Origin of the sequence: Allostigmatella hybrida, from assembly GCF_020103775.1 — a bacterium.
GTDB classification, from domain to species: Bacteria; Myxococcota; Myxococcia; order Myxococcales; family Myxococcaceae; genus Hyalangium; species Hyalangium aurantiaca.
In genome coordinates this window covers 1-7,976 of the sequence record NZ_JAHXBH010000047.1, presented here as the reverse complement: position 1 = coordinate 7,976, position 7,976 = coordinate 1, and the positions used below count along the sequence as shown (strand labels likewise).

The window sequence follows — 7,976 nt, the reverse complement described above, 5'->3', positions numbered from 1 at the left end:
AGCAAAGAGCCCCCCCACGCCTAGTCCTTCGTGCAGACCACGTCGTCCACCTGGAGGTGGTCGCGGTCCGCCACGCTGCGGCTGGGATAGAGGAGCAGGCGCCAGTCACGCACGTTGCCGGTGAAGCGGAAGAACACCGGCTCCCAGGCATTGCTGTCCACCGTGATGAAGTCCGTCTGGGGGCTCCAGCCGACGCTCGAGTAGATGCGGTGGCGGATGGTGCCGTGGCCCCTCACCCGGTACGAGCAGGAGTAGTTGCCGGCCGGCACGTTGAACTTCTGGAGCGTGAAGCGCTCGGCGGTCTGGATGGGGACGACGAACTGGAGTGCACGCGAGCCCCCGTGCACCACCTGCGTGTAGGGCACCAGGCGCGAGGGCTTGATCTCCGAGCCCGGATCCGCGACGCCGTTATCCAGCCCGTACCAGAAGTCGGGAATGTACGGGGTGCCGTAGTACGGAATGGATGTGTTGCTCCAGTTCTCGAAGCCGCCGTTGCGGAGGATGTTCGCGGGGTGCTCGGCGGAGACACAGCGACGGGTCGCCGGGTCGCAGGCGGGCAGGGCGCCGCGGCAGTCATAGGTGGTGAAGCAGGCCCCCGGGGACAGCTCGCACACGCCCGTCGTGGGGTTGCAGCTCGTCGCCGGGTTGTTGCAGACGACGCCCGCGCACGGATTGCCTTCCACGCAGAGGTGCGAGGCGGTGTCACAGACGGGCGTCTGCGGAGTGCTGGCGCAATCCGCGTGGCGGACGCAGCGGTTCGCCGCGGTCACGCACGTATGGGCCGCATCGCAGGTCTGCCACGTGCTGCACTGGGTGGCGTCGTTGCAGCGGCCGGAGAGCGGCTCACAGGCAGCGGTGGCGTTCACGCAGCGCTCCCAGGACTGGCAGCTGACCCCGTCACACGGCTCCGGGGCGCGAGTGCAGCGCACGTCGTCGAGGCTCAGGTGGTCGCCCTGGGTGTTGCGGAGGCTGAAGATGAGCTCGAAGGTGTCGTAGACGGGGTTGGCGAGGTTGAAGGCGTACGACACCCGGGTCCAGTCCTGTGTCTCGACCATGGTGTAGCTCGAGTACGAGGAGTAGTCAGTGTCGAAGAAGGCGTTGCGGACCTCACCGGAGCCCCGCACCTGGTAGGTGCAGGAGTAGCGGCCTGCGGGCATGGACTTCGCGACGGTGGTGAAGCGCTTGTGCGTCCCCGAGGCATTGCTCAGCCGGACCGCGTTGAGGCCGTGGTAGGGACTCGTCGTCACCTTCTGCACCGCGTCGCTGGTGAGGTTCGACGTGCTGCCCAGCCATTGGGAGGGATGCGCGCCGGGCCATTCCTCGAAGCTCCAGTTGTCGAGGACGCTCGGCCCGGCGTCAGGCGTCCCGGTGCCCGCGTCCGGAACCTCCGTGCCCGCGTCAGGCGTCCCGGTACCTGCGTCTGGAACCTCCGTGCCCGAGTCAGGCGTCTCACCCGTGCCTGAATCTGGCGTCTCGGTGCCAGCATCCGGCTGCGGCGAGCCCGCGTCCGGTTGTGACGGACCGGGCTCAGAGGGCCCTTCTGGATCCGTCGAATCACCGCAGGCGGCCAGCAGGACCATCAGCGACGTCAGGCACACTCGGAACAACTTCACAGCAAGCCTCCAGCTTCCAGGGAACGAGTCCCCCAGCATCTCCGATATGCCTGAACGGGTCCAACGCCGGTGGAATGCAAAGACTCAGTGTCAAAAGCAGGCTCACTCAGTGGGCGGTGGGCCGCGGCTCTCCGTGCGACAACGCCGAAGTCCATCGCATGATCGTGATGGGAATGAGCCACGAACGGGGCATCGACCTTTTTTGGCCAGTGGCTCAACCAACATCCAGCACACGGATCCGGGACTCGTCGAAGGTGCGGAGGCTCGGCTCGTGCTGCGGTTCCCCAAAGAAGCGCGAGCGCCAGGGCCAAGCTCAACGGATGGAGCAAAGGTACGTGACCTCCTGGATGGTCACGCTACCCTCGCGGGCACTCACGCAGTGGGTCCAAATCCCACAGTCCGGGAGCCGCGGCGGTACACCTTGCCCCCCACAGTTGCTGCCAACTGGTTGGTACCGTGAAGCGGCCGCTGCCAACTGGTTGGTACCGCGCAACGGCTGGTACCGACTGGTTGGTACCGCGCAACGGGCACAGTCCGACGGTCCCTGTCGCGTTCGGCAAAACCTACCCAGTGAATTCAACGGGTTAGAAAGGCGTACCAAGACGCCCTGTTCCGCCACCCTCGTGGCTACGTAGACCTATTCCAGTCGTCGCTGACGATGTACGGGGCGGTGGCCGCAGCGTTCAGCGAGCCGGTGGCCCGCCGCTTCGGCTGAACCTGCTGCTGGGCTACAAGAAGGCGCTGGACGTGGAGGTGGACCGCGACGAGCCAGGCCCCACGGGGATTGAGGTACCGGACCTGAGGTATTCCCTCATTAGACACGAAGAAGGCCAGTCGTGCTGCTCACTGGCAGAGCCGTCGCAGCCAACGGTGCATGTTCTCCTTGTTCAACGAGAACCAGCCGGTGCTCTCCTCATAAAGGAAAGGCTCCAGCAGATGCGCTAGCGCACGGTATTGGAGGGGGATTGGAGCTTTCTCGATATCGATGGCATCGGGCCACTCGCCCAAGCTGATCAGCAGTCGCTCGCCCGCCAACGGTTGGAGCGACACCTCCGGAAAGCGGAGCTTGTCGCCAAGGCCCTCGACACCGCCCAACTGGCCCAGCAGCGGCTGGCCCAGAAACGTGAGCCAGTAAGCACCTCGCGCGCGGGTGCCAATGATCCGGCTCGTGTCCTCAATGCGATAGAGATCCATGCCCAGGTAGCGGCACAGTGGAGCGAAGAGTTGCTGACGAACTCCATACCAAGACCCACGCGGGCACACGAAGGCGAGGCTGGCGTAGCCGAAGCTGAGGGGCAACTCGCGAGCGATCTCAAGAGCCAGCGCACGCAGCCGGGCAGGGCCATGCTCCAGGAGATACTCAGTGGGAAAGGAGAAGGTCACCCCACACGTGGAGTCCTCGTCGTGAGAGAAGATCGGGGCATTGAGCCGTCGGCCTCGGTACTCGAAGTTGTAGCCGCTCACTTCGCTTGCGTCCTCCTCCAAGTCGACAGTGCAGGCATCAACCGAGGGTCGCTCCAGAATTTGCCTGCGGATGTACGCCCAGCCCTTATCGTCGAGCGGCAGGGTGTCCCCATCGTCCGCGCCATACCAGCCCAGCGAGTTTGGAGGAATGGCACTGCGGTAGAGCTGTAAGGCCCGCCAAACGGCAGGGGCCACCTCTGCATGAGAGCGGCGCATGAAAAAGCAGATCACGACGCCGTCGCGAGTCATCGAAATGCCGGTGTCGGTCCGCAGTCGGATGACAGGAATGTTCTCCCTCATGGGGTCATCCCCACTTGTGGCGAGATGATCACAGCCTCGCCTCCCAGCGCTGCCTTGTAGATCTGGCCCTGGGTGAAGTCGGCATAAGCGCTGGTCTCTCCGTATTTCGTCCACCGTGGTTTATTGGTGCTGGGGCAGGGAAATTTGTAGTCCAGGATGAGCACGGCTCGCAGCAGGTGGCCATCCGCGTGCAGCACGATGTCCGGCTTGATCGTGCGCCAGAGTTCCCGAGTACAGCCCTGAGCGAGGAGACGCGCCTCCTCCTCTCGGCTGACCGCCTCGACGAACCGGGCGTTGGGATAGTAGCGGTAGCGCTGCTCAATGCTGAAGGGAGCAGGCCAGAGCTGCTCCAGCACCTCACGCGCGCATTGCAGGGCCAGAGCATGTTTCTGCTGCCCCAACAGCATCGCCCGGGTAATGGGCTCCGCGCAGCCGTCCACCTCTACTTCCTCGCCGCACTCTTCACGCGTAGGCGAGCGGTTGCCGAAGTGCGCGGAGTTCACCTGCCGCTCCGCCAACCGGGCGCACTCCACCAAGCGCTTCTCAAGTTCCCCCACTGCGTTATCACTTTGGAGCAACGCCAGTAGGAGCGGCACGGACTGGCCCAGGGTGGAAGCCACCACCGCGCTTGTCGTCGGCGCCACGGTGCTTGCACCCTGGCCCAAGGCAGCGGAGTGGAGGATCCGGCTGACGGTCTCCGTGTCGAGGCGTAAGTCCCCGCGCTCAGCAGCGCCAAGCATGTGGATTTCCAAAGTATGCTTCGACGAGCGGACATCTCTTTTCCTGGGAACAGGGCCTCCAAGCCTAGAACGAGAGCGGATGAGGCCCAGCATGAAATCAGGGCCTGAACAACTGAGGCATCCCCTCATAAAAGTCCGAAGCACTCGCGGAAGACGGGGTGCTCGCAGACGAGCTGAGCGAAACGCTCCACCAGAGGGCGCAGGCGGTGCTCCGGCATGTTGGGGATGGCCTGGTAATACATGCAGCCCTGGCGGAAGAGCGAGTAGGTGCGACGCTTGACGGTGTTGGCCTTGAGGTACCGCTCCATGCCCAGGCTTTCGCCTGCGGCGCCCAGCAACGTCAGCAGTGCACAGGCCAAGGCACTGAGCAGCAGCAGTCTGTCTCGGCGCTCCGGCTCGGCAATACGGACCCAGGACAAGCCCATGCCGAACCTCAAGTCCTTGAGGTCTCGGAACCCCTCTTCGATAGAGAAGCGACGGCTGTAGAGTGTCACCACTTCGGCGCTGGTGGCCAGACACCACGGCTCCTTCATGCCCTTTTTCTTCACGCACACCACGGCGCCTACCTGCGCTCTGTCTGCGGTGACTCGCGCTTGGGACAAGTTTGCGCAGGCGGCCTGCCTTGGGCACCCAGTCTGCCGCCGTGCGGCGCTCCCCCTGCGCATCTGAGGCATCCCCTCATATGCTACCTGCTGTGTGGCCCATCAAGGAATTGCAGGGCTGTTGAGGTGAATGGAACCTTGGGATCATAGATAGGAACGTGGTCTCCGCCAGGAATAATCCATAACGCCGCATCCGGTATGGAACGGTAGATGCTTACAAGAATTTCAACGGGGAAAAAGCGGTCGCGATCACCGTGCACAACGAGCGTACGAGCTGCAATGGTTGATAAAGTTTGTGCAGTGAAATTCATATCGTCGTAGTCTTCGCTTAACGCATTGAACTGCGCAATGAGTTGACGAATTTGTTCATCGCCGCGGTGTGCGCACTCCCGATACATCGCTTGCACTTGTTGGGGCATGGTGCCAAACGAAGCTCTACGCATGATGGTCCTTGCCTGATCGGGAAAATGGGATGTTGCACTAATCAACACCATTGAGTCGATGCGCTTGGGTTGGCTCGTCGCCATATGAAGGAGCACCATGCCGCCAGAACTCATACCCATAGCCGAGAAGTGATCGACCCCTAACTTTTTAAGCAAGAGGAACACGTCACCGGCCGCTTCCCGATGCGTGAACTTGTTCTCGGGATTGGTGGATCGACCATGGCCACGCAGATCTACGATGATCAGTCGATGGCGCTCTGAGAGCTTGGCGGTAAAGGGATGCCAGTTTCGTGCACAACCGCCAAATCCATGCAAGAGCACCAGGGGCTTTCCAGCTCCGTACTCCTCATAATACATCTCAATGCCGTCGATTTGAACGGTGTGCCCCCGCGTGGATATCTGTTTCGAGGGGGGCTTGCGTGCTTTGGGTCTCATGGGTATCGGGCCGCTCTGTTGCACAAGACTCCGGTGGGGGCAACCACCTTGTGCAGCAGCAGCCCGTCCTTAGCCCATCAGAGCGAGTCCTTGAAGTGCGACAGGCTGGGGTTGGTGCCGCGGTGGTCAGCCCTGTCACCACGGCGCTGGATACGAGCAGCGTGTGCCCCAGCTTGTAGCGGTTGAAGAGGGCATCCAGTACGGCGAGCAGTTGGAAGCGCGGCTCCGGCCAGTGAAGGCCCTCCATCTCCACGTAGAAGATGGGCCCCAGGCTGGCGAGGGCCAGCAGCAGCAGCACGAGGCCCCGCAGTGCGGATCGCTGGGAAGCGGTGGGCGAGGCCGCTACCTCCGACAGCTCCCTGCCTCCGGCAACTCCCCGCTGGGCCCTGGGCCGCTCCCCGCCATAGAGCCTCCATGTCTCCTATCGTTCATGGATTCAACGCTCGGCCGGACAGGGACGGTGGGATGAGGCACGATAGGCGGCTGGCAGGGGAGGTCGAGCCCGCGCTGGCAGAGGTTCGACGCGGTGGAGTTCAGGGCGTTCGGCCCAATTTCGCCGAAGAGGACGGCACCGTGAGGCCTTGAATCATGGCTGCCTGTGAGAGAAGGACCACCATGAATCGGTCAAGAATGCTGCTCGTGAGCTTGGCGGTGGTTCTTTCTGGCTGCGCAGCAACCGGATGGGATGCTCAGGGCGGAAGCGGCCCTTCTGGGGAAGTCGTTCCCTCGTTCTCGCCTGGGGCGATCGTTTTCGTTGAAGGCCCGGATGAAAAGCACGGCGAACGGCTCTTGGGAGCGTTCCTGCCAGCCGAGTGCCTGGAGATGTGGCCGCGGGAAGAGGCGATTGCTGCCCGGGAGATTGTGCTTGTTGGCCGTTCTTCCCGCAGAGGGCCAAGAGGAGGCGTACGGCAACCGCCACTCCTCAATCCGAGACCGCCCCATGACCCACTCCATGATTGGAGGCAGAGGCCACCGGACCCACGGGTTGTGGAGCAGGCGCGTCAACTCTACCGTCAGAGGCTGGCCGAAGCGCAGGAGAGATACCTCAATAGTAAGGGGTACCAGGACCACCACGCCGTTCCGATCTACTTGGGCGGAACCAGAAAGGGGCAGACCTTTCGGCTGCACACGGCTTACCATCAGGCCATCACGCAGGAATTCCGACGGGAGTGGCCCTATGGCCAAGATCCGCCGAGGCCTCAGCAACTCGCGGAGGTCATGATACGCGTCTACTCGAAGTACCCAATCCCTCAGCTCATAGGCGTCGAGCCATAGCTATGCGCGAAATCGTCGAGTTCCGCATCGCCGAGGAGCGTGCGCAGAAGTTCTTGGAAGCCGATCTAGGGGTGCGGCTTGGGGATTCTATTCGGAAAGTGGTACTGCCCCTGAATGACGAGCGCGTTCAGCGGATCGGAAAGCTTGAGCAAGAGCACCAACGAAAAGGCCGAGCCTTCTTCACCTACTGGCAGATTCACCGGCGTTACTCGAAAGGCGAACTTCAGTCGGCGGAACTGCTGAGGCTGGTGCTCCGCGCGCACTTCGAGCCTACAGGCGCCATGTGCGGTACGGTGTACGATGAATCGCGCGAGTGCAGACACTGCGGGGCGGGGACTCGGCAGCTGTCGGACCTCATCCTTGATACCCGCAGCATCCCCAAGGGCAAGGACATTGCTCGCTCCATTGCTGGGGAGATTGTTGTCTCCTCTAGGCTGGTGGAGGCCTGCCGAGAGCATGGGATCAGAGGAGCAGAGTTTCGGCCTGTGATGCACCGAGGACGCAAGGGACTCGAGCCCTCTAGTTGGAGTCAGCTCGTCATGATGTCCAAGCCTCTGCGACTCACTGGTACGACTGTGACGGGCAATGACCTCTTCGATCTAGACGAGAAGAACGAGTATCGGTGTCCCCAAGGGCATACAGTGGGGCTCCGCCAGATTTCCGAGCTGTATGTGCAGCGGAGAAGCTGGGACGGGAGCGACTGGTGCCGTACGGACAAGCTATTTGGTCTTCGCCGCGGAGAGCTGCGCCCGGAGTCTAAGGTTTTGATCTCCCAGAAGTTGTGCCAATTACTTGTGGGCATGAAGGCCAAGGGCTTCGAGATTGAGATGGCTCATGTCGAAGGACCGCGACTGAGCGTCCTGTCACCTTGAAATGGGAGGCAGCGGGAATCGAACTCACAAACAAGGCGATGGAAAACCTCAAGCAGGACGCGCTGTTACCCGCTATCGCCTTGATTCTCCTCGGGTTCGTCATCCCGTCCCGTCCCACCCCATGCCCTCGTGTTCCATCCCTTTCCCCGCTGGAGGGGGTAGAGTCGACGGGAGGCGCGGTGCCGTTCGGGTTCGTCGGCGCCTACTGCGAAGGTCCGCTCTCGCTCGCCCT

At 62.5% G+C, this 7,976-nt stretch carries 6 protein-coding genes and 1 pseudogene; 2 read left to right on the top strand and 5 right to left on the bottom strand.

Translation table 11 applies throughout. From position 1 onward, the window contains the following. Positions 1-20: 20 nt before the first annotated feature. The 5 genes and pseudogenes from KY661_RS35685 to KY661_RS35665 form a co-directional block, all read right to left on the bottom strand. Positions 21-1,613, bottom strand: coding sequence for an invertase recombinase-like protein (locus tag KY661_RS35685; RefSeq protein ID WP_225414449.1), 1,593 nt, complete (start codon positions 1,611-1,613; stop codon positions 21-23). 843 nt (positions 1,614-2,456) lie between these two features. After that, a complete protein-coding gene (locus tag KY661_RS35680) occupies positions 2,457-3,377 on the bottom strand; it encodes a DUF3396 domain-containing protein (protein WP_225414448.1) in 921 nt (306 codons plus the stop codon). Continuing rightward, positions 3,374-4,117: a hypothetical protein gene (locus KY661_RS35675; protein WP_225414447.1), complete on the bottom strand. Its 744-nt coding sequence runs from the start codon at positions 4,115-4,117 to the stop codon at positions 3,374-3,376. The genes KY661_RS35680 and KY661_RS35675 overlap by 4 nt, the downstream gene beginning before the upstream one ends. A 125-nt stretch (positions 4,118-4,242) precedes the next feature. Continuing rightward, positions 4,243-4,786, bottom strand: a pseudogene (locus KY661_RS35670) (IS4 family transposase); the annotation flags it as partial. A 16-nt stretch (positions 4,787-4,802) separates the two neighbouring features. Further along, positions 4,803-5,597: an alpha/beta fold hydrolase gene (locus tag KY661_RS35665; RefSeq protein WP_225414446.1), complete on the bottom strand. Its 795-nt coding sequence runs from the start codon at positions 5,595-5,597 to the stop codon at positions 4,803-4,805. Positions 5,598-6,874: 1,277 nt separating this feature from the next. On the opposite strand from KY661_RS35665, the gene KY661_RS35660 reads away from it, so the two are divergent. Then, positions 6,875-7,744: a double-CXXCG motif protein gene (locus KY661_RS35660; protein ID WP_225414445.1), complete on the top strand. Its 870-nt coding sequence runs from the start codon at positions 6,875-6,877 to the stop codon at positions 7,742-7,744. Next, positions 7,741-7,976: hypothetical protein (locus tag KY661_RS35655; protein WP_225414444.1), on the top strand; the 236-nt coding region annotated here is incomplete at its 3' end. The genes KY661_RS35660 and KY661_RS35655, both read left to right, overlap by 4 nt.